Origin of the sequence: Streptomyces fumanus, assembly GCF_014655295.1 — a bacterium.
Taxonomy (GTDB): Bacteria; Actinomycetota; Actinomycetes; order Streptomycetales; family Streptomycetaceae; genus Streptomyces; species Streptomyces fumanus.
Window position 1 is genome coordinate 126101 of record NZ_BNBI01000006.1, and the last position, 21059, is coordinate 147159.

19 protein-coding genes and 1 riboswitch are annotated in these 21059 nt (G+C 73.9%); of the genes, 10 read left to right on the forward strand and 9 right to left on the reverse strand.

The window, feature by feature from the left end:
• Nucleotides 1-81 precede the first annotated feature (81 nt).
• Nucleotides 82-1032, forward strand: coding sequence for a carbohydrate-binding protein (locus tag IE316_RS14790; protein ID WP_190204772.1), 951 nt, complete (start codon nucleotides 82-84; stop codon nucleotides 1030-1032).
• A 13-nt stretch (nucleotides 1033-1045) separates the two neighbouring features.
• Here IE316_RS14790 and IE316_RS14795 read toward each other — a convergent pair whose 3' ends face one another.
• The 3 genes from IE316_RS14795 to IE316_RS14805 form a co-directional block, all read right to left on the reverse strand.
• Entirely contained in the window at nucleotides 1046-1975 is a 930-nt protein-coding gene (locus IE316_RS14795) for a 1-phosphofructokinase family hexose kinase (protein WP_190204773.1), read from the reverse strand.
• A 121-nt stretch (nucleotides 1976-2096) separates the two neighbouring features.
• On the reverse strand, nucleotides 2097-3284 hold the full coding sequence (nagA, locus tag IE316_RS14800) for an N-acetylglucosamine-6-phosphate deacetylase (RefSeq protein WP_229910399.1): 1188 nt from the start codon (nucleotides 3282-3284) through the stop codon (nucleotides 2097-2099).
• Entirely contained in the window at nucleotides 3281-4225 is a 945-nt protein-coding gene (locus IE316_RS14805) for an ROK family protein (protein WP_190204774.1), read from the reverse strand. Before IE316_RS14805 ends, nagA begins: the two co-directional genes overlap by 4 nt.
• 115 nt (nucleotides 4226-4340) lie before the next feature.
• On the opposite strand from IE316_RS14805, the gene IE316_RS14810 reads away from it, so the two are divergent.
• The 3 genes from IE316_RS14810 (at nucleotide 4341) to otsB (ending at nucleotide 6852) form a co-directional block, all read left to right on the forward strand.
• On the forward strand, nucleotides 4341-5606 hold the full coding sequence (locus tag IE316_RS14810; RefSeq protein WP_444545388.1) for an ABC transporter substrate-binding protein: 1266 nt from the start codon (nucleotides 4341-4343) through the stop codon (nucleotides 5604-5606).
• Between the two features lie 50 nt (nucleotides 5607-5656).
• Nucleotides 5657-5902: a DUF3263 domain-containing protein gene (locus IE316_RS14815; RefSeq protein ID WP_190204775.1), complete on the forward strand. Its 246-nt coding sequence runs from the start codon at nucleotides 5657-5659 to the stop codon at nucleotides 5900-5902.
• Nucleotides 5903-5985: 83 nt separating this feature from the next.
• A complete protein-coding gene (gene otsB / locus IE316_RS14820) occupies nucleotides 5986-6852 on the forward strand; it encodes a trehalose-phosphatase (protein ID WP_190204776.1) in 867 nt (288 codons plus the stop codon).
• A 359-nt stretch (nucleotides 6853-7211) separates the two neighbouring features.
• Here otsB and IE316_RS14825 read toward each other — a convergent pair whose 3' ends face one another.
• Nucleotides 7212-8600, reverse strand: coding sequence for an alpha,alpha-trehalose-phosphate synthase (UDP-forming) (locus tag IE316_RS14825; protein WP_190204777.1), 1389 nt, complete (start codon nucleotides 8598-8600; stop codon nucleotides 7212-7214).
• Between the two features lie 63 nt (nucleotides 8601-8663).
• On the reverse strand, nucleotides 8664-9608 hold the full coding sequence (locus tag IE316_RS14830; protein ID WP_190204778.1) for a glucosyl-3-phosphoglycerate synthase: 945 nt from the start codon (nucleotides 9606-9608) through the stop codon (nucleotides 8664-8666).
• A gap of 159 nt (nucleotides 9609-9767) precedes the next feature.
• A riboswitch (SAM riboswitch) is annotated at nucleotides 9768-9909 on the forward strand.
• 18 nt (nucleotides 9910-9927) lie between these two features.
• Here IE316_RS14830 and thrC point away from each other — a divergent pair.
• The 6 genes from thrC to IE316_RS14860 all read left to right on the forward strand — a co-directional run bounded on the left by thrC (nucleotide 9928) and on the right by IE316_RS14860 (nucleotide 17052).
• Nucleotides 9928-11220: a threonine synthase gene (gene thrC / locus IE316_RS14835; RefSeq protein ID WP_190204779.1), complete on the forward strand. Its 1293-nt coding sequence runs from the start codon at nucleotides 9928-9930 to the stop codon at nucleotides 11218-11220.
• A gap of 43 nt (nucleotides 11221-11263) precedes the next feature.
• Nucleotides 11264-11539, forward strand: coding sequence for a MoaD/ThiS family protein (locus IE316_RS14840; RefSeq protein WP_190204780.1), 276 nt, complete (start codon nucleotides 11264-11266; stop codon nucleotides 11537-11539).
• A 413-nt stretch (nucleotides 11540-11952) separates the two neighbouring features.
• Nucleotides 11953-12156, forward strand: coding sequence for a cold-shock protein (locus tag IE316_RS14845; protein ID WP_004986573.1), 204 nt, complete (start codon nucleotides 11953-11955; stop codon nucleotides 12154-12156).
• 314 nt (nucleotides 12157-12470) lie between these two features.
• On the forward strand, nucleotides 12471-14093 hold the full coding sequence (gene groL / locus IE316_RS14850; RefSeq protein WP_190204781.1) for a chaperonin GroEL: 1623 nt from the start codon (nucleotides 12471-12473) through the stop codon (nucleotides 14091-14093).
• A gap of 210 nt (nucleotides 14094-14303) precedes the next feature.
• The gene (locus tag IE316_RS14855; protein ID WP_190204782.1) at nucleotides 14304-15434 is read left to right on the forward strand and encodes an NADH:flavin oxidoreductase; all 1131 of its coding nucleotides are present in this window, start codon (nucleotides 14304-14306) and stop codon (nucleotides 15432-15434) included.
• Nucleotides 15435-15513: 79 nt separating this feature from the next.
• On the forward strand, nucleotides 15514-17052 hold the full coding sequence (locus IE316_RS14860; protein ID WP_190204783.1) for a carboxylesterase/lipase family protein: 1539 nt from the start codon (nucleotides 15514-15516) through the stop codon (nucleotides 17050-17052).
• 13 nt (nucleotides 17053-17065) lie between these two features.
• Here the strand turns inward: IE316_RS14860 and IE316_RS14865 are convergent, their stop codons facing one another.
• From IE316_RS14865 to IE316_RS14880, 4 genes are all read right to left on the reverse strand, one after another.
• A complete protein-coding gene (locus IE316_RS14865; protein WP_190204784.1) occupies nucleotides 17066-17632 on the reverse strand; it encodes a hypothetical protein in 567 nt (188 codons plus the stop codon).
• A 41-nt stretch (nucleotides 17633-17673) separates the two neighbouring features.
• On the reverse strand, nucleotides 17674-19074 hold the full coding sequence (locus IE316_RS14870; protein ID WP_190204785.1) for a PTS transporter subunit EIIC: 1401 nt from the start codon (nucleotides 19072-19074) through the stop codon (nucleotides 17674-17676).
• A 16-nt stretch (nucleotides 19075-19090) separates the two neighbouring features.
• Nucleotides 19091-20026, reverse strand: coding sequence for an N-acetylmuramic acid 6-phosphate etherase (gene murQ / locus IE316_RS14875; RefSeq protein ID WP_190204786.1), 936 nt, complete (start codon nucleotides 20024-20026; stop codon nucleotides 19091-19093).
• A 69-nt stretch (nucleotides 20027-20095) separates the two neighbouring features.
• Entirely contained in the window at nucleotides 20096-21025 is a 930-nt protein-coding gene (locus tag IE316_RS14880; protein ID WP_190204787.1) for a MurR/RpiR family transcriptional regulator, read from the reverse strand.
• Nucleotides 21026-21059: the final 34 nt, after the last annotated feature.

Here is a 21059-nt window from a genome sequence, read left to right on the forward strand (position 1 = left end):
TTCGGCCCAGTGGGAGCGGGTAGGCTCGGCCTCTCACCACGTACACCGCACCCGCACCGCACCTGGTTAGGAGACCTAGGGATGACGCCCGGCAACAACGGCGCGAGCACGCCCGAGGACGACGACCCCTTCGGCTACCTGTACGCCGACGGGCAGGCCAACGGGGCCCAGCCGCCGTCAGGCGGCTACGGCTACCCGGGCTCGGTCAACCGGGTGCGTCCGGTCGGGACCCGTCAGTACGGCCAGCAGGCGGCCGGCGCGCCGCCCGCCGCCCCGCCCCAGGGCGCCTACGGCCGGCCCAACCCGCACTACGCGGCCCCGGAGACGCTGCCCGGCGGCGGTGCCCCCACCGCCCCGCAGCAGCCCGCGCACGGCGGCGGACGCGGCGGCGGGCGGCGCGGCCCCAACACCAGGGGCCTGCTGATCGGCGCCATCGCGGTGGTCGCCGCGGTCGTCATCGGCATCGCCGTGGCCATGACCGGCAGCGGCGACGAGGACGACAAGGGCGGCGACCAGGCCGGCGCCGGCACCACCCCGACCCAGAGCCAGAGCGGCGAGCCCAGCCCGTCCGCCGGCGACGACGACGACGAGCAGCGGGCCGACCTGCCCACCGCCGACGCCGGGAGCCTCCAGGCCGCCGGCGGCGCCGCGCAGGCCAGCGACGTGGCGGGCGCCCAGTCCGAGGGCGGCACCTACATCGCCGGCCTGAACAAGACGGGCGCCTCGGTCACCTGGACGGTCGACGGCATCCCCAAGGCCGGCGCCTACACCCTCTTCGCCCGCTACAGCGCCACCGGCGAGGACCAGTCGATGACCCTGACGGTCAACGGCAAGGTCTTCGGCAGCAAGCTCAACCTGGGCAACTTCACCAAGGCCGAGGACGGCGACTTCGCCAAGGGCTGGACCGAGACCTACGCCTACCCGACCCTCAACAAGGGCACCAACACCCTCACCATCTCCTGCCAGGACGGCGACAAGTGCAACGTCCTGCTGGACCAGCTCAGCCTCAAGGAAGGCCAGGTCACCCGCTAGGCCCGGCCCGCTCTTACGCCGCCGTCGCCTCCGCGGTCACCGTCACCCGGCCCAGCAGGTCCGCATAGGCCGCGCGGTCGAACTCGCCGGCCGCGGGGGCCAGGACCGTCGCCGCCGACAGGGCGACCGCGCGGGCCAGCCGGTCCGGCCAGGGCAGGCGCTCGGCCAGACCCGACAGCAGGGCCGCCACCACCGAGTCACCGGCGCCCGCCGGGTTGCCGCGCAGCTTGGCCGGCGGCACCGCCCGCCAGCGACCCTCCTCGGTCACCGCCAGCAGCCCCTCGCCGCCCAGCGAGGCCACCACCGAGCGGGCGCCGCGCCGGCGGGCGTCCCGGGTGGCCCGCAGCGGCTCGTGGGCGCCGGTCAGCTCGGCCAGCTCCGCCGCGTTCGGCTTGATCAGGTCCGGCCGGGCGGCCACCCCCCGGCGCAGCGGCTCCCCGCCGGTGTCCAGCAGCACCGGCACCCCGGCGGCGCGCGCCGCGCGCACCAGCCCGGCGTAGGCGCCCACCGGCACGCCCGGCGGCAGGCTGCCGCACAGGGCCACCGCCGAGACACCGGTGAGCAGCTCCTCGTACGCCTCCTGGAAGGCGCCCCACTCGGCGGGCGTGACCAGCGGGCCCGGCTCGTTGAACTGGGTGGTGTCGCCGGTGGTGTCGTCGACGACGGCGACGGTGCGCCGGGTGGCGCCGCCGACCGGCACCAGCGCGTCGACCACCCCGGGCGCCGCGGTGAGCGCCTGCCGCACCGCGCGCCCGGTGGCGCCGCCCGTGAAGCCGGTGACCGTCACCCGGTGGCCGAGGGCGGCGAGCACCCGGGCCGCGTTGAGGCCCTTGCCGCCCGGCCGCTCGGTCACCTCGGTGACCCGGTGCGAGCGGTGCGGGGTCAGGCTCCGGACGCGATAGGTGATGTCGAGAGCGGTGTTCAGCGTCACCGTGAGGATCACCGGGCCGGCCTCCCCCGTCTGCTTGCGTGTGCCAAGGGTCCAGAAGGCACGATCATGCCAAACGGCGGGCCGGTCGGCCCAGTCCCGCGTCGGCCACGCCCGGCCGCGACCCGGGAACCGGTCAGCCCAGTCGGGGTTCGACCACCCAGGCGCCCCGGCGCATCACGCCCACCACGTCGAAACCGGCGTCCAGCACCACCAGGTCGGCGTCCTTGCCCGGCTCCAGCGAGCCGACCCGGTCGGCCAGGCCGAGCAGCCGGGCCGGGTTGGCCGACAGCGCCGCCACCGCGTCCTCGACGGCCAGCCCGTCCACCGTGACCGCCCGCTTCAGCGCCCGGTCCAGGGTGAGCGTCGACCCGGCGATCGAGCCGCCCTCCACCAGCCGCGCCACCCCGTCCTCGACGTCGACCTCCAGCGGGCCCAGCAGATAGCGGCCGTCGCCGAAGCCGGCCGCGTCCATCGCGTCGGTGATGAACGCCACCCGGGCCGGCCCCGCGTGGTGGAACGCCAACTGCAGCGCCGCCGGGTGCAGATGGACGCCGTCGTTGATCAGCTCGACGGTGATCCGCTCGTCCTCCAGCAGCGCGGTGATCGGGCCGGGGGAGCGGTGGCCCAGCGGCGGCATCGCGTTGAACAGGTGGGTGGCGACGGTGGCGCCCGCGTCGATCGCCTCGACGGTCTGCTCGTACGTCGCGTCGGTGTGCCCGATCGCCGCGATGACGCCGTGCTCCACCAGCAGCCGTACGGAGTCCAGGCCGCCCGGCAGCTCGGTAGCGAGGGTCATCATCCGCGCGTGGCCGTGCGCGGCGTCGATCAGCTTGCGGACCTCGGCCGGGTCGGGGTCGCGCAGCAGTTGCTCGTCGTGCGCGCCCTTGCGGCACGGGGAGATGAACGGCCCCTCGAAGTGGATGCCGGCGATCTCGCCCTGCTGGGCCAGTTCCGCCAGCATCCCGGCGTGCCGGGCGAGGAAGTCCAGGTCGCCGGTGACCGCGGAGGCGACGACCGTGGTGGTGCCGTGCAGCCGGTGGGTGTGCACGCCCTGGAGGACCTGCTCGGCGGTGCCGCCGGCGAAGGAGGCGCCGCCGCCGCCGTGGTTGTGCAGGTCCACGAAGCCGGGGACCACCCAGTGGCCGTTCACGTCGAGGACCCGGGCGTGCTCGGGGGCCGTCGCGGCGATCCGGGTGCCGTCGACGGCCACCCGGCCGTTCTCGACGGTCCCGGTGGGCAGGACCACGGTGGCACCGGCGAGGACCAGCCCGGTCCCGTCCCGGTCGGCGCTGTCCTGTGCCCCTGGCGGCGTAGCCGTCACGTCGGTTCCTCCGTACGGTCCGTGGTGTCGAGGAGATCCCAGGCCAGCAGTCCGGCGCCGCGGCAGCCGGCGGTGTCGCCCAGGGCCGCGGGGACGACGGGCGGCAGGCTCTGGAAGGTGACCCGCCGCCGGACGGCGTCCCGCAGCGGTGTGAACAAGGTTTCCCCCGCTTCGGCGAGGCCGCCACCGATGATCAGCGTCCGGGGGTCCAGCAGGGTGAGCGCGGTGACCAGGCCGTCCGCGAGGGCGTCCACCGCGTCCTGCCACACCCGGACGGCCCGTACGTCCCCGGAGTCCACGGCCTTGGCGCAGTCCGCGGCGTCCGCCTCCGGGTCCCCGCAGGCCGCCGCCCAGGCCGCGCCGACCGCGCCGGCGGAGGCGTACCGCTCCAGGCAGCCGCGCTGCCCGCACGGACAGGGCGTGCCGCCGGGGCGGACCACGATGTGGCCGATCTCGCCCGCGAAGCCGTGGGCGCCGCCCTCCACCCGGCCGCCGATGCCGATGGCGCCCGCGATGCCGGTGCCCAGCGGCACGAACAGGAACCGGTCGGTGCCCCGCCCGGCGCCGACCCGGCCCTCGGCGAGCCCGCCGGTGCGCACGTCGTGACCGAGGGCGACGGGCACGCCGCCGAGCCGCTCGCTCAGCAGGGCGCGCAGCGGGACGTCCCGCCAGCCCAGGTTGGCGGAGTACACGGCGGTGCCGCGGGCCTCGTCGACGATGCCGGGGACGGCGAGGCCGGCCGCGGCGGGGGGCTCGCCGAACCGGTCGGCGCCCAGCGCGGCCAGTTCGGCGGCGAACTCCAGGATGCCGTCGACGACGGCCTCGGGTCCGCGGTCCCGGCCGGTGGCCCGGCGGGCGTGGTGCAGCAGCTCGCCCCCCGGCCCGGCCAGGGCGGCCTTCATCCCGGTGCCGCCCACATCGAGGGCGATGACGTGTCTCACGGGGACAGTGTGGCCCGTCGACCCGCAAGAGGTCTAGTCCACTCGCGTGGTGTAGACCTTGATCCGTTAACCGAACAACCGGAACGACATCTTCAGCAGGGCGGGGCAGGAACAAGTGCGACGGGGCAGGACAGGAACGATCGCGGTGGCGTCCGCACTGGTCATGACGGCGGTCCTCGGCGGCTGCGGGATCACCGGCGGCTCCGGCGAGGTGACCCTGAAGCTGGTCGCCGCCGACTACGGCGACACCGAGGCCAACAGCTCCCGGCACTACTGGGACGACGTGGTCGACGCCTACGAGGCGAAGCACCCCGATGTGCGCGTGGACGTGACCGTGTACTCGTGGAACGACGTCGACCGCAAGGTCCGCGAGCTGGTCGACGCCGGCGAGGCGCCCGACCTGGCGCAGATCGGCGCCTACTCCGACTACGCGGCCAAGGACCTGCTCTACCGGGCCGACGACCTGCTCTCCATCCCCGTTCAGGCCGACTTCGTGCCCCAGTTGGCCGCCGCCGGGCAGGTCAAGGGGGTGCAGTACGGGATGCCGTTCGCGGCCTCCACGCGCGTGCTGTTCTACAACAAGACCCTCTTCGCCCAGGCCGGCCTCACCCCGCCCAAGAGCTGGGACGACCTGGCCGCCGCGGCCGAGGCGCTGAAGGCGGAGGGCGTGAAGTACCCGTACGCCCTGCCGCTGGGCCCCGAGGAGGCGCAGGCCGAGACGATGCAGTGGCTGCTGAGCGGCGGGGGCGGCTACACCGACGTCTCCGGCACCTACACCATCGACTCGGCGCAGAACGTCGACACCTTCACCTGGCTCAAGGACGAACTGGTCGGCAAGGACCTCACCGGCCCGGTCGCCCCCGGCAAGCTCAACCGCGCGGCCGCCTTCGCCGCGTTCGCCGCCGGTGACGTCGGCATGCTCAACGGCCACCCGTCGCTGATGGCGATGGCCGAGAAGAAGGGCGTCAAGTACGGCATGGTCCCCACCCCCGGTGCGGACGGCGCCAGCCCCAACACGCTCGGCGTCGCCGACTGGATGGCGGCCTTCAAGCAGAACGGCCACCAGGAGCAGATCGGCGACTTCCTCGACTTCGTCTACGCCGACGACCAGGTCCTGGACTTCTCCCGCCGCTACGACCTGCTGCCGGTGACCACCTCCGCGTCCGAGGCGATGAGCACCGCCGAGGAGGACAAGAAGCTCAAGCCGTTCCTGGACCAGTTGCTCCTCTCCGAGCTGTACCCGGTCGGCGAGACCTCCTGGGCCACGGTCAGCGCGGAGATCAAGAAGCGGATCGGCGAGGCGGTCGCCACCGGCGGCGACCCGCGGACGGTCCTGGAGGAGCTGCAGGCCACGGCGGTACGGGCGGACAGCGCCGCGTGAGAGCCACCGCCCGGCACCGGCTGTCGGTGCCGGGCGCTACGGTGCCGGGCATGGACCCAGAGCGACACGACCAGGGACTCGGCGCGCGGGAGCGGGACATCCTCGCGCTGGAGCGCCGCGGCTTCCCCGGCCCCGGCGCCAAGGAACGCGCCATCCGCGAGGAACTGGGCCTGGCCCCCGTCCGCTACTACCAGCTCCTCGACGCCCTCCTCGACGACCCCCGCGCCCTGGCCGCCGACCCGGTGACGGTCAACCGCCTGCGCCGCGTCCGCGAGGCACGGCGGGCGGAGCGGTGAAAAGGGCGCGGGGCGGGCCGGGGCGGCGTCGGCGGGCGCGTGCTGTCAGGCGTGTGATCCGGTTCGCGGGATAGGTTCGCGGCATGGGCAGCCACACCGACGTAACCCCCGACCAGCCGGACCACCTGCCGTCGCCCGCCACGCGGGCCGGGCGCGAGGGGCTGGACGCGCTCCTCGCCGACCCCCGCCGGGCGGTCGTCGCGCTCGACTTCGACGGCACCCTCGCCGACATCGTGCCCGACCCCGACCAGGCCCGCGCCCACCCGGACGCCGTAGCCGCGCTGGCCGCGCTCGCCCCGAAGGTCGCCTCCGTCGCGGTGATCACCGGCCGCCCGGCCGAGGTCGCCGTCCGCCACGGCGGCTTCGCGGACGTGCCCGGCCTGGAGCACCTGGTCGTCCTCGGCCACTACGGCGCCGAACGCTGGGACGCCGTCACCGGCACCGTCACCGCCCCCGCCGCGCACCCCGGCGTCGCCGCCGTCCGCGCCGAACTCCCCGCCCTCCTCGACCGGGTCGCGCCCGGTCCCGGCACGGCCGTCGAGGACAAGGGCCGCTCGGTCGCCGTGCACACCCGGCGGGCCGCCGACCCGGGGGCCGCCTTCGAGGCCCTGCGCGGCCCGCTCACCGACCTCGCGGCCCGGCACGGCCTGATCGTGGAGCCGGGCCGGCTGGTCCTCGAACTCCGTCCGCCCGGCATGGACAAGGGCGTCGCCCTGCGCGAGCACGTGCGGGCCACCGGAGCCGGCCCGGTCCTCTACGCCGGCGACGACCTCGGCGACCTGCCCGCCTACGCCGCCGTCGACGCCCTGCGCGCCGAGGGCGTCCCCGGCCTGCTGGTGTGCAGCGGCAGCGACGAGGTGACGGAGCTGCGCGAGCGCGCGGACGTCGAGGTGGCCGGCCCGGCGGGCGTGGTCGCCCTGCTGCGCGCCCTGGCCCGGCGACTGGCCTGAGAGAACGGCCCACAAGGCGGCGGCGCCCCACCCGGTGCGGACCGGGCGGGGCGCCGCCGCCGGAGCCTGGTTCTGCCGTCGGAGCGCGGTCCCGCCGTCCGGTCCGGTCCCGTCGTCGGAGCGCGGTCCTGCCGTCCGGTCCGGTCCCGTCGTCGGAGCGCGGTCCCGCCGCCCGGTCCGGTCCCGTCGTCGGAGCCCGGAGCCCGGAGCCCGGAGCCCGGAGCCCGGAGCCCGAGCCCGGAGCCCGAGCCCGGAGCCTGGTCCTGCCGTCGGAGCCCGACCCCGAGCCCGGCCCCGCCTCCCGCGTCAGGCGCCTCACGTCCGGCGCCCGGGGCAGGCGCCCGCCGCAGGCGACCGCGTCAGCCGCGCAGTGCGTCCAACTGCTCCAGGAACCACCGGGCCGGCGGCAGCGCGGTCGCGGCGGCGGCCAGCTTCTTCGTCCGGTCGGCGCGCTCGCCCGCCGGCATCGACAGCGCCCGGTGCAGCGCCTCGGCGGTGCCCACCACGTCGTACGGATTGACGACGACCGCGTACTCGCCCAGCTCCTCGAACGCCCCGGCCTCCCGGGACAGCACCAGCGCGCACCCCTCGTCGGAGACGACCGGCACCTCCTTGGCGACCAGGTTCATCCCGTCCCGCACCGGGTTGACCAGCGCCACGTCCGCCATCCGGTACGCGGCCAGCGACCGCGCGAAGTCGTCCTTGACGTGCAGCACGACCGGCGTCCAGCCCGGCGTCCCGTACTCGGCGTTGATCTCCTCGGCGACCCGCTGCACCTGCGCCGTGTACTCCCGGTACACCGCGAGGTCCTGCCGCGAGGGGTAGGCGAACGCCACGTGCACCACCCGCTCGCGCCACTCCGGCCGGTCGGCCAGCAACTGCCGGTAGGCCAGCAGCCCGCGCACGATGTTCTTGGACAGCTCGGTGCGGTCCACCCGGACGATGGTCCGGCGCCCCTCGCCGACCTCTTCGCGCAGCGCCGCCATCCGCTCGTCCACGTCCGCCTCGTGCGACCGCTGGCGCAGGAAGTCGGCGTCCGCGCCCAGCCCGTGCACCCCCACCCGGGTCTGCCCGAGCCCGCCGACCAGGGCGTCGCAGCAGGCGGTGAACGCGTCGGCCCACCGCCGGGTGAGGAACCCGAGCCGGTCCGCGCCCAGCATCCCGCGCAGCACCTGCTCGGCGATGTCGTCCGGCAGCATCCGGAAGTACTCCACCGGCGCCCACGGCGTGTGCGAGAAGTGCGCGATCCGCAGGTCGGGGCGGAGCTCCCGGAGCATCCCCGGCACCAGCGTCAGGTGGTAGTCCTGCACCAGCACGGCCGCGCCCTCGGCGGCCTCCTGGGCCAGCGCCTCGGCGAAGGCCCGGTTGAACGCCTCGTAGGAGGCCCACTGCCGGCGGAACTCCGCGTCGAAGACCGGCTCCAGCGGGGTCTGGTACAGCATGTGGTGGACGAACCACAGCACCGAGTTGGCGATGCCGTTGTACGCGTCGGCGTGCACGTCCGCCGGGACGTCCAGCATCCGCACGCCGTCCTCGCCGACCCCGCGCCGCACCGCCTCCCGGTCGCCGTCGCCGAGCGCCGAGCACACCCACAGCGCCCCCGCGTCCGGCCCGATCGCCGACAGCCCCGAGACCAGCCCGCCCCCGCCGCGTCTGGCGTGCAGCGAACCGTCCTCCCGAACCTCGTACGAAACCGGTCCCCGATTGGAGGCGACCAGCACCTGAGCAGCACCGAAGCTTGAAGCCATACGCCTCAACCTAGCCCGGCCGGTCGGAACTCAAACGTGGGTTCCCCGCCCGCCGTCACCCGTTCACGCCACCTTCCGCCGGGCGTACTCGGCGATCTCCAGCATCGGCGGCCGCTCCTCGGTGTCGACCGAGAAGGTGCGCGGCTCGAAGCCGTTCTCGCCGCGCTCGAACTGGGTCAGCGCGGGGCGGATCAGATGCCCGCGGGCCAGCCGCAACTGCGCGGTGCGGTAGATCGCGGCGGCCATCCGGCCGAGCGCCTGCCCGTCCTGGTGCCGGTGCTTGCGCACCCCCACGTCGACCTGGGCCAGCGCGTCCAGGCCGACCAGGTGCAGGGCGTCGACCAGCATCCCCAGCTCCACGCCGTAGCCGACCGGGAACGGCAGCCGCTCCAGCAGCGAGCGGCGGGCCGCGTACTCGCCGCCCAGCGGCTGCACGAACCCGGCCAGTTGCGGCCAGTGCATGTTGAGCAGCGGGCGGGCCATCAGCTCGGTGACCCGGCCGCCCTGCCCGGCCGCCGCGCCCAGCGGACGGTCGTACATGGCCTTGACCAGGTCCACGCCCGGGTCGGTCAGCAGCGGGCCGACGATCCCCGAGACGAAGTCGGAGGAGAACTCCCGCAGGTCCGCGTCGACGAAGCAGACGATGTCCCCGTCGGTGGCCAGCAGCGAGCGCCACAGCACCTCGCCCTTGCCGGGCACGGCCGGGATGCGGGGCAGAATGCGGTCGCGGTGCACCACCCGGGCGCCCGCCGCGGCGGCCACCTCGGACGTGCGGTCGGTGGAGCCCGAGTCGACGACCACGATCTCGTCGACCAGCGGCACCTGACGCATCAGGTCGTGGCGGAGGACGGCGACGATGTCGCCGACGGTCTCCTCCTCGTTGAGGGCGGGCAGCACCACGCTGACCGACTGGCCGGTGGCCCGTTTCGCGGCCATGATCTGGTGCAGCGGACGGTCGGTCACGGACCAGGAGCGGGCGCTCAGCCAGCGCTCGACTTCTTCCAGCACGGTCCCCGGCTCCTCCCTGTGGTGGACCACCGTGGGTCACGTGTGATCCATCTCGCGCATCGGACGTCTATCTCAACTGTCCTGGCCTTCGGTTACAGTCTTGAACAACGCGGGTGACCATCGCATGTCGGGGGTCTCCGGCGTTCCACAACCACATAGCGCTCATCCAGAGGGGCAGAGGGACACGGCCCGATGAAGCCCCGGCAACCCTCCAGTCGGCACTCGTGAAGCAGCGAGGCTCCCGGCTCGGGAAGGTGCCAAATCCGTCTCACGACGAAACGCGTCGTGAGGAAGATGAGGAGAAAGGGCCTCGCCTCACATGGCTGTGCAGACTGTCGCGACCACCGCCGACACCGCCGCTTCCCCCGTGGACCTCGGTCCCGCCGCGGCGCTCTCCTGCCGCGAATGCGGACACCGTATCCCCCTCGGCCCGGTCTTCGCCTGCGAGGAGTGTTTCGGCCCGCTGGAGATCGCCTACGACTACTCCTCCTACGACACCGAGGAACTGCGCCGGCGCATCGAAGCGGGCCCCGCGAACATCTGGCGCTACGCCCCCCTGCTGCCGGTCCCGGCCGACGTCGCCGAAAAGCCCAACCTGAACCCGGGCTGGACCAAGCTGGTCAAGGCCGACAACCTCGCCCGCGAGCTGGGCGTCACCGGCGGTCTGTACGTCAAGGACGACTCCGGCAACCCCACCCACTCCTTCAAGGACCGGGTCGTCGCCCAGGCCCTGGAGGCCGCCCGCGCCTTCGGCTTCACCACCCTGTCCTGCTCCTCCACCGGCAACCTGGCCGGCGCGGTCGGCGCCGCCGCCGCCCGGGCCGGACTGCGCTCCTGCGTGTTCATCCCGCACGACCTGGAGCAGGGCAAGGTCGTCATGGCCGCGGTCTACGGCGGCGAACTGGTCGGCATCGAGGGCAACTACGACGACGTCAACCGCTTCTGCTCCGAGCTGATCGGCGACCCGGCCGGCGAGGGCTGGGGCTTCGTCAACGTCAACCTCCGGCCGTACTACGCGGAGGGGTCCAAGACCCTCGCGTACGAGATCTGCGAGCAGCTCGGCTGGCGGCTCCCGGACCAGCTCGTGGTGCCGATCGCGTCCGGCTCCCAGCTCACGAAGATCGACAAGGGGCTGCGGGAGCTGATCGAGCTGGGCCTGGTCGAGGACAAGCCGTACAAGATCTTCGGCGCCCAGGCCGAGGGCTGCTCGCCGGTGTCGACCGCGTACAAGGCCGGGCACGACGTGGTCCGGCCGCAGAAGCCGGACACCATCGCCAAGTCCCTCGCGATCGGCAACCCGGCCGACGGGCCCTACGTCCTGGACATCGCGCGCCGCACCGGCGGGGCGGTGGAGGACGTGACCGACGGGCAGATCGTCGACGCGATCAAGCTGCTGGCCCGGACCGAGGGGATCTTCGCGGAGACGGCCGGCGGGGTGACCGTCGGGGTCACCCGCAAGCTCATCGAGGCGGGGGTGCTGGACCCGGCGCTCACGACCGTCGTCCTGAACACGGGCGACGGGCTGAAGACGCTGGACGCGGTGGCGGGGACGGGGCTCACGGCGACGATCCGGCCGAGCCTGGAGTCGTTCCGTTCGGCCGGCCTGGCGTAGTCGCGCCCCCAGGTACGTACATCCTTCCGGAGGTTTCATCATCGTGAGCGTCACTGTCCGCATCCCCACCATCCTGCGTACCTACACCGGCGGCAAGGCCGAGGTCAGCGCCGAGGGCACGACCCTCGGGGAGGTCATCGCCGACCTGGAGAAGAACCACACCGGCATCGCCGCCCGGGTCCTGGACGACCAGGGCAAGCTGCGCCGGTTCGTCAACGTCTACGTCAACGACGACGACGTCCGCTTCGAGCAGGGCCTGGAGACCGCCACGCCCGAGGGCGCGGGCGTTTCCATCATCCCCGCGGTCGCCGGCGGCTGACCGTCACGGGCCGTTCCCGCGCATTGCCCCCTCCGCGAGAAGAAGCGGAGGGGGCAATTCAATGTGGTTGAGCGCGGTAGAGTTGGGGAACACGGTGCTGATCGTCGGCCGGGAACCCTGAATTCCTGCCGTGCGCCCCGACTAGATGCAGCCAAAGTGCGGGCCCCTTTCGCGGCTTTTGCTCCTTATGCATGGCCCGACTTGCCCTGAATTACGGCGAATTCTCGCCACATTCCGGACCCCGGGCGTCCAGATTTCTCGTCCGATTGACCTGTTGCAGACGGCAGTTGGACAGATACATTCAGCCGCGGTCGACGCGTTCCGGCGCACGTCCCCGACCGTTGGGGGACGAGATCTGACCCGGATCCGCGAAGTGTGGATCTGCGCAAGGGCCAGTAATAGGGGAGTTAGGCATGGCTCAGGGCACCGTCAAGTGGTTCAACGCGGAGAAGGGGTACGGCTTCATCGCGGTCGACGGTGGTGCGGATGTTTTCGTCCACTACAGCGCGATCCAGATGGACGGTTACCGCACCCTTGAAGAAGGCCAGCGGGTCGAGTTCGAGATCTCGCAGGGCCAGAAGGGCCCGCAGGCCGACATGGTGCGCGTCACTGCCTGACACACGCGACCGACCGCACCGCAGGTCTTCTGTCCGAGGGCCCGCACCCGCCGGGGTGCGGGCCCTCCGGCATGCCCGGCCCCCTCGCCCGGCCCCGTCCGCTCCGGCTCGAAACGCGGTAGCCGCTTGCACTCGGCAGGGGCGAGTGCTAATCATTGGCGTTAGCACTCTGAAGGTGAGAGTGACAACGAAGGACCGGGTCGGTGAGGCCCGCAGGCCGGGTGGGGCAAGGAACCACAGGTGTGCGAGCCGTCCGTCGCGGGCGCGGGCGCGGTCCGAAGGAATCACCCCCAGTCCTGGAGGGACCACTTCACATGGCCAAGATCATCGCGTTCGACGAGGAGGCGCGGCGCGGCCTCGAGCGCGGCATGAACCAGCTCGCGGACGCCGTGAAGGTGACGCTCGGCCCCAAGGGCCGCAACGTCGTCCTCGAGAAGAAGTGGGGCGCGCCCACGATCACCAACGACGGTGTCTCCATCGCCAAGGAGATCGAGCTCGAGGACCCGTACGAGAAGATCGGCGCCGAGCTGGTCAAGGAAGTCGCCAAGAAGACGGACGACGTCGCCGGTGACGGTACGACCACGGCGACCGTGCTCGCCCAGGCCCTGGTCAAGGAGGGCCTGCGCAACGTCGCCGCCGGCGCCAACCCGATGGCCCTGAAGCGCGGTATCGAGAAGGCCGTCGAGGCCGTCTCCGCCGCCCTGCTCGAGCAGGCGAAGGACGTCGAGACCAAGGAGCAGATCGCCTCCACGGCCTCCATCTCCGCCGCCGACACCCAGATCGGCGAGCTGATCGCCGAGGCCATGGACAAGGTCGGCAAGGAAGGCGTCATCACCGTCGAGGAGTCCCAGACCTTCGGTCTGGAGCTGGAGCTCACCGAGGGTATGCGCTTCGACAAGGGCTACATCTCGGCGTACTTCGCCACCGACATGGAGCGGATGGAGGCCGTCCTCGACGACCCGTACATCCTGATCGCCAACTCCAAGATCTCCAACGTCAAGGACCTGCTCCCGCTCCTGGAGAAGGTCATGCAGTCGGGCAAGCCGCTGCTGATCATCGCCGAGGACGTCGAGGGCGAGGCCCTGTCGACCCTGGTCGTCAACAAGATCCGCGGCACCTTCAAGTCCGTCGCCGTTAAGGCCCCGGGCTTCGGCGACCGCCGCAAGGCCATGCTCGGCGACATCGCCATCCTCACCGGCGGCGAGGTCATCTCCGAGGAGGTCGGCCTCAAGCTGGAGAACGCGACCCTGGACCTCCTGGGCCGCGCCCGCAAGGTCGTCATCACCAAGGACGAGACCACCATCGTCGACGGCGCGGGCTCGACCGACCAGGTCAACGGCCGCGTCAACCAGATCCGCGCCGAGATCGAGAACAGCGACTCGGACTACGACCGCGAGAAGCTCCAGGAGCGCCTGGCCAAGCTCGCGGGCGGCGTCGCGGTGATCAAGGCCGGTGCCGCCACCGAGGTGGAGCTCAAGGAGCGCAAGCACCGCATCGAGGACGCCGTGCGCAACGCCAAGGCGGCCGTCGAGGAGGGCATCGTCGCCGGTGGTGGCGTGGCCCTGCTCCAGGCCAGCCAGGTCTTCGAGAAGCTGGAGCTGGAGGGTGACGAGGCGACCGGCGCCAACGCCGTGAAGCTCGCCCTGGAGGCCCCGCTGAAGCAGATCGCCGTCAACGGTGGTCTCGAGGGCGGCGTCGTCGTGGAGAAGGTCCGCAACCTCCAGGTCGGCCACGGCCTGAACGCCGCCACCGGTGAGTACGTCGACATGATCGCCGAGGGCATCATCGACCCGGCGAAGGTGACCCGTTCCGCGCTGCAGAACGCCGCCTCCATCGCCGCGCTGTTCCTCACCACCGAGGCCGTCATCGCCGACAAGCCGGAGAAGGCCGCCGCGCCCGCCGGCGGCGGCATGCCGGGCGGTGACATGGACTTCTGATCGGCTCCGAGTCGATCGCACGTCCTCGACCGAGGGCGGCACTCCCCGCGAACCCGGGGGGTGCCGCCCTCGGGCGTTTTCCCGGCGCCGCCCGGGATCACGGCGCCGACCGGGATTACCGGGGCGGGCAGGCCGGTTGTACTCCCCGTAAAGGTCTATGCGTATGCACATACCGACCGGTACCCCCACCTTCTGCGAGGAGTCCCCCACGTGACCGCCACCTCCCCCGACACCGCCGCCCGCGCGGCCGAGATCCTCTCCCGCCCCACCGCGATCAACGGGCTGACCGTCCCCAACCGCATCGCGATGGCGCCGATGACCCGCATGTTCTCCCCGGGCGGCGTGCCCGGCGAGGACGTGGTGGCGTACTACGGGCGCCGCGCCGCCGCCGGTGTCGGCCTGATCGTCACCGAGGGCACCTACGTCGGCCACCCGTCCGCCGGGCAGAGCGACAGCGTGCCCCGGTTCCACGGCGAGGAGCAGCTCGCGGGCTGGGCGAAGGTCGCCGAGGCCGTGCACGCGGGCGGCGGCACCATCGTGCCGCAGCTCTGGCACATCGGCATGGTCCGCAGCCAGGGCGAGCCGCCCTTCCCCGAGGCCCCGGCCGTCGGCCCCTCCGGCCTGCGGATCGGCGCCGCGGAGCCCACCGGCAAGGCGATGACCCAGCAGGACATCGACGCCGTGGTCGCCGCGTTCGCGCAGGCCGCCGCCGACGCCGAGCGCATCGGCTTCGACGGCGTGGAGATCCACGGCGCCCACGGCTACCTCGTCGACCAGTTCCTGTGGGCCGGCACCAACCGCCGGACCGACGCCTACGGCGGCGACCTCGTCGCCCGTACCCGGTTCGCCGCGGAGATCGTCGCGGCCGTCCGGGAGCGGGTCTCCGCCGCCTTCCCGGTGATCTTCCGCTTCTCGCAGTGGAAGATGGACGCCTACGACGCCCGCCTCGCCGAGACCCCGGAGGAGCTGGACGCCCTCCTCGCCCCGCTCGCCGCGGCCGGGGTGGACGCCTTCCACGCCTCCACCCGCCGCTACTGGCGCCCCGAGTTCGACGGCTCCGACCTCAACCTCGCGGGCTGGACGAAGAAGCTCACCGGCAAGCCCGTCATCACCGTCGGCTCGGTGGGCCTGGACGGCGAGTTCGGCAAGGCGTTCCAGGGCCAGGGCTCGGCCGTCGCCGACCTCGGCGACCTGCTGGACAGGCTGGAGCGCGAGGAGTTCGACCTGGTCGCCGTGGGCCGCGCCCTGCTCCAGGACCCCGAGTGGGCGAAGAAGGTGCTGGCCGGCCGCTTCGACGAGCTGGCGGCGTTCGACCCGGCGGCGCTGAAGACCCTGAGCTGAGCCGCTCGCGCACCACGGCGTAGGGTCCGACAGATCACCAACTGGCGTACGTCCAGCGGCAACCAGTGAGGAGTGATCGATGACCCGGTCCGAGGCCCCGGAGCCCGTGGTGCGCACCGCCGCCGGTGCGGTACGGGGACGCCGGGAGGACGGTCTGGCCGTCTTCCGCGGCATCCCCTTCGCCGAACCGCCCGTCGGCGCGGCCCGCTTCGCCGCCCCCCGCCCGCCCCGGCGCTGGGACGGCACCCGGGAGGCGTACGCCTTCGGGCCGCCGCCCCCGCAGGACCTGGGCCCGGGCGTGCCGTCCCCGACGGCCGAGGGGCCCGGCGCCGACGACTGGCTGACCGTCAACGTCTGGACCCCGGAGCCGGACCCGGCCGCGCGCCGCCCGGTGATGGTGTGGATATACGGCGGCGCCTACAAGATGGGCCACAGCGGCAACCCCGGCTACGACGCCCGGCGGATAGCCGCCGACGGCGACCTGGTCGTCGTCTCCCTCAACTACCGCGTCGGCATGGAGGGGTTCGCCCGGATCGAGGGCACCCCCGCCAACCGGGCCCTGCTCGACCAGGTCGCCGCCCTGAAGTGGGTCCGGGACAACATCACCGGGTTCGGCGGCGACCCGGAGCAGGTCACCGTGTTCGGCGAGTCCGCGGGCGCCGGTTCGATCGCGGCGCTGCTGGCGATGCCGAGGGCGGCCGGGCTGTTCCGGCGGGCCGTCGCGCAGAGCGTGCCCGGGACCTTCTTCTCCGACGCGCTCGCCCGGGACATCGCCGGGGCGCTGGCCGCCGAGGCGGGCCGCAAGCCCACCGCCGAGGACCTCGCGGCCGTGCCGCCCGGCCGTCTGGTGGCCGCCGGGCAGGCGCTGACCGCCAAGATGCGCGGCTACACCGACCGGTGGGGGCGGGTCGCGCCCACGGTCACCCCGTACTCGCCCGTCGTCGACGGCGAGGTGCTGCCCGCCCTGCCCTGGCAGGCGCTCGCGGAGGGGGCGTCCGCCGGGGTGGACCTGGTGGCCGGCCACAACCGGCACGAGTTCCGGCTCTTCCTCGCCCTGGCCGGGCAGTTGGGGAAGATCGACGAGGAGCGGGCGGCCTCCGCCCTGCGGATCTTCGGCCCCGGCCCGGACGGGGCGGCCGCCTACCGCGCCGCCTACCCCGGCGCGTCCGCCGCCGAGCTGTACGAACGGGTGCAGACCGACTGGCTGTTCGCCGAGCCGACGATGCGGCTGGCCGAGGCGCACCTGGCGGGCGGCGGCCGGGCCCACGCCTACGAGCTGACCTGGTCCGCGCCGGGCGCCGGCGGCGCGCTCGGCGCCTGCCACGCGCTGGACCTGCCGCTGCTGTTCGGCACCTTCGGCGCCGACCTCGGCCTGCTGCTCTTCGACGCCGCGGAACCGTCCCCCGAGGCACGGGCGCTGTCCGCCCGGTTCCGGGCGTCCTGGACGGCGTTCGCCCGCACCGGCGACCCCGGCTGGCCCGCGTACGACACCGAGCAGCGGCTCGTCCAGGTCCTGGACGCCGACCCGGCGGTGGTGCCGTACCCGGAGCAGGCCGCGCGGCGCCTGTGGGAGGGGTACGAGTACACCGCCCTGCCCCTGCTCGCCCCGGCGGCCTGAGCCCGGACCCGACCTACGGCAGCGGCTCGGCGTCGGCGCGGGCCGGGGTGCCCCACACCCGTAGCACCTCGTAGTCCGTGAACTCGTGCACCAGCCGGTAGGCCGGCGCGGGGCGCGGGCCCCGGCGCTGGGCCGCCAGGTACAGCTCCGCCTCCCGCCGGTCCCGGCGGGGGGTGCCGCACAACTGCCACGCCTGACCGTTCCACGCCTCGGGCAGCCAGCGCTGCTGGGGCTGCGGACGGTCCCCGCGCAGCCCGTAGCGGGTCTGCACCGGCTCGGCGGGCCCGGAGCGCGGCAGGGGGCCCCCGTCGTACGCGGCCCGGCGGGCGGCCCGGCGCCGGGTCTCGCACAGCAGGCACAGGTCGGGTGCGGAGCTGTCCACCGGGCCGGTCGGGTGCTCCGGGCAGCGGGTGCTGGGCGCCGCCGTGGTCACGCTCTCCTCCAGCAGGTCCAGGGCGCGGCGCAGGTCGGCCCTGACCTCGTGCAGCTTGGCGTCCGGGCTGTCGGCGGTCAGCGCCTCGCCGTGCTCGCCGAGGAGACGCAGGGCGCGGCCGAGGGCGGTCGACTGGGCGTGGTTCATGCCCTCCAGCGTCGCACACGGCACCGGCGGCCACTTAGGGCTCACGGCGGCGGCGGTGCCGCCGGGCGGTCCGGCTCCAGGCGGCCGAACCAGTAGGTCGCCGCGAAGCCGGCCACGTACCCCGTGAGCAGGCCGCCCGCGTAGACCGCGGCCGTCGCCGCCGGGCCCGAGCCGCCGGCCAGCAGGGGGAACAGGGCCCAGCCGGACGGGCCGATCGCGGTGGCGCCGACCTCGGTGCCGAGCATCGCGAACAGCCCGACGAACGCGCCGCCCGCCGCGCCGCCCACGCAGGCGGTGAGGAAGGGCCGGCCCAGCGGCAGGGAGACCCCGTAGATGAGGGGTTCGCCGATGCCCAGCAGACCGGCCGGGAGCGCCGAGCGGATCGTGGTGCGCAGCGAGGTGTCGTGCCGCAGCCGCACGTACACCGCCGCCGCCGCGCCCACCTGGCCCGCGCCCGCCATCGCCAGCAGCGGCAGCAGGACGGTGTGGCCCCGCTGCTCGATCAGCGTGGCGTGCAGCGGGATCAGCGCCTGGTGCAGACCGAGCATCACCAGCGGCAGGAACAGGCCGCCGAGCAGCAGCCCGGCCACCGCGCCGGTGGTCGCCAGCAGCCAGCTCGCCGCGGTGCCGAGCGCGGTGGCGGCGGCACCGGCCGCGTACATCAGCACGTACAGCGTGACCAGGCCGGGGACCAGGACCGTCAGCGTGGGGGTGAGCAGCACGTCGAGGGTGCCGGGCAGCCGGGCGCGGCACCACTTCTCGACGTACGTGCCCAGCAGCGCCGCCGCCAGCGCGCCGAGCACCCCGCCCTGGCCCGGCGCGAGCGCCGCCCCGAACGCGCTCACCTTCGCCACCCCGGGGTAGACCACGACGGCCGCGACCGCGCCGCCCAGTACCGGGGTGCCGCCGAACTCCTTGGCGGTGTTGTGCCCGACGAACACCGCGATCAGCGCCATGAACGCCGAGGACAGCACGGTCAGCGCGGGCGTGAACCCGGGCAGCCACCCGAGGTTGGCGAGCAGTCCGCCGACGCCCGCGAGGATGCCGCAGCCGATCAGCGCCGGGATCAGCGGCACGAACACGTCGGCGACGCGGCGCAGGCCGGTCTTCAGGGGGGTGGCGTTGCGCCGCCGGTTCGCCGCCCGCAGCTCCGCGCCGCGCGCCGCCAGCTCGGCCGCGCCGCCCGCGGGGGCGAGCAGCGTGTCGAACTCCTCGGCGACCCGCCCGACCACCCCCGGCCCCAGCACGATCTGGTACGACGTGCCGTCCTCGACGATCCCGAGCACCCCGGGCAGCGCCCGCAGCGCGGCCTCCCTCACCCGGGAGCGGTCGGCGAGGCCGAGGCGGAGCCGGGTCACGCAGTGGGCGGCGGAGACGACGTTGGCGGGCCCGCCGACCAGCGGGAGGATCGCGGTGGCGGTGGCGCGGGGGTCCTGGTGCACCCCCCGAGCCTGCGGCTCAGCCCGCCGCCGCGGCCAGCGCGGCACGCAGCTTGCCGCCGGAGTCCTCCAGAAGGCGGGCGGCCGTCGGGCCGTCCACGTCGGCGAGGAGCACCAGGATGGCGTGCTTGACCTCGCCGCCGGTGGCGTCCAGGGCGCGTTCGATCGCCTTGTCGTCGGCGCCGGTGGCCAGGGCGACGATCCGCCGGGACCGGGCGCGCAGCTTCTCGTTGGAGGCCCGGACGTCGACCATCAGGTTCCCGTACGTCTTGCCGAGCCGGATCATCGTGATCGTCGAGACCATGTTGAGCACCAGCTTCTGCGCGGTGCCCGCCTTCAGCCGGGTCGAGCCGGTGAGCAGTTCGGGCCCGGTGACCACCTCGATGCCGTGGTCGGCGGCGGCGGCCAGGGCGCTGCCCGCGTTGCCCGCCAGGCCGACGGTCAGCGCGCCCAGCGCCCGCGCGTGCTCGACGGCGCCGACCGCGTACGGGGTGCGGCCGGAGGCGGAGACGCCGACCACCGTGTCGTCGGCGGTGACGCCGAGGGCGTCCAGGTCGGCGCGGGCCAGCTCGGCGGAGTCCTCGGCGCCCTCCACCGAGGTCACCACGGCCCCCGGTCCGCCCGCGATCAGCCCGACGACCTGCCCCGGCGCGGTGTTGAACGTCGGCGGGCACTCGGAGGCGTCCAGCACCCCCAGCCGCCCGGCGGTCCCGGCCCCGGCGTAGATCAGCCGTCCCCCGTGCCCCATCCGTACCGCGATGGCGTCCACGGCCCGCGCGATCTCCGGCAGCCGCGCCGCCACGGCGGCGGCCACCGTGGCGTCCTCCCGGTTCATCAGCCGCGCGATGTCGAGCGTGTCCAGTTGGTCGATCTCGGCGAGTTCGGGCCGGAAGGCTTCGGTGGCCAGACCGTCGAGCTGCGTACGGAGATCGCCGGGGCGGGGGGTGGAAACCATGCTGGGAACCTTTTCGCTTCGGTGCCTGTGGTGCGCCCCGAGGGGCGCGGGGAACTGCGCGAGCGACCCCTACGGCCGTGCCCCGTGCCGATGGGCCAGCGCCTCGTACGAGGCCGAGAGCGCGGGCGCGGCCGATTCGTACGTCCGCTGCGCCACCCCCACGAACAGGCAGTCCACCACCAGCAATTGGCTGGTCCGCGACGACATCGCGGCCGGCCGCAGCTCGCTCTCCCGGGACGTGGCCGTGGTCAGCACGTGGTCGGCGTACTGCGTCACCGCCCCGTCCGGCCGCCCGGTCACCGCGACCGTCGTCGCGCCGCGGTCGAAGGCGACCCGCAGCGGTTCGATGACGTCCCCCGTCGACCCGGAGTGGGTGATGGCGATGGCCACGTCCCCGGCCCGCAGTTGCACCGCGTTGGTGACGGCGAGGTGCGGGTCGCTGTGCGCGTGCGCGATCAGCCCGATGCGCAGCAGCTTCTGCGTGAGGTCCTGGGCGACCAGCCCCGACGCCCCGATGCCGTACACGTCGATGCGCCGCGCTCCGGCGAGCGCGGTGACCGCCGCGCCGAGCTGGGCGGTGTCGAGGCCGGCGGCGGTGTCGGCGAGGGTCTGCTGCTCGTCGTAGGCGAGCTTGGCGACCACGTCGGCGAGCGGGTCGTCCACCGCGATGTCGGTGGTGATGGCGGGCGCCCGGCCGGACTGCTGCTGGGCGGCGAGCCCGGCCAGGGCCAGCCGCAGGTCGCGGTAGCCGGGGTAGCCGAGCAGCCGGGCGGTGCGGACGACGGTGGCCTCGCTGGTGCCGGTGAGTTCGGCGAGGCCGGTGACCGTGAGGGCCGCGCAGCCGGCCGGGTCGCCGGCCACGGCCTCGGCGACCCGCTGCATGGACCGCGTCATCGACGGCCCCAGCGTGCGCACCTTGGCGGCGAGCGCGGCGGGCGCGGGGCCGGGCGCGGGGCTCGGCGCCGACGGGGCGAAAGTTTCCTTCACGTCCTCGGTCACTGGTGAAAGATATTTTCGGTTCGGTGCTCGGGTC